Below are 238 nucleotides of genomic sequence, written 5' to 3' on the forward strand. Positions count from 1 at the left end.
GCGGGTGTTGGCGCAGATCAGGCGCAGCAGATCTTCGTCCACCTCGCCGGCGCGCGCGATACGGCTGGCGGGAATGCGGATGCCTTCCTCGAAGATCGACTTCAGGCCGCCGGCGATCGAGCCGGGCACCGCGCCGCCCACGTCCGAATGGTGGGCGATGTTGGCGGCGAAAAAGCGCAGCGTGCCTTCCCAGAACACCGGTGTGACGATGTTGATGTCGGGCAGGTGGCTGCCATCG

At 67.2% G+C, this 238-nt stretch carries 1 protein-coding gene; it reads right to left on the reverse strand.

Going from position 1 to position 238, the window contains the following annotated elements:
• Positions 1-238 (reverse strand): hydantoinase B/oxoprolinase family protein (locus SB751_RS34945; protein WP_410749606.1); only part of this gene is annotated, 238 nt, incomplete at both ends.

It is taken from the genome of Cupriavidus sp. SIMBA_020 (assembly GCF_046535395.1).
In the GTDB taxonomy this organism is placed as follows: Bacteria; Pseudomonadota; Gammaproteobacteria; order Burkholderiales; family Burkholderiaceae; genus Cupriavidus; species Cupriavidus campinensis.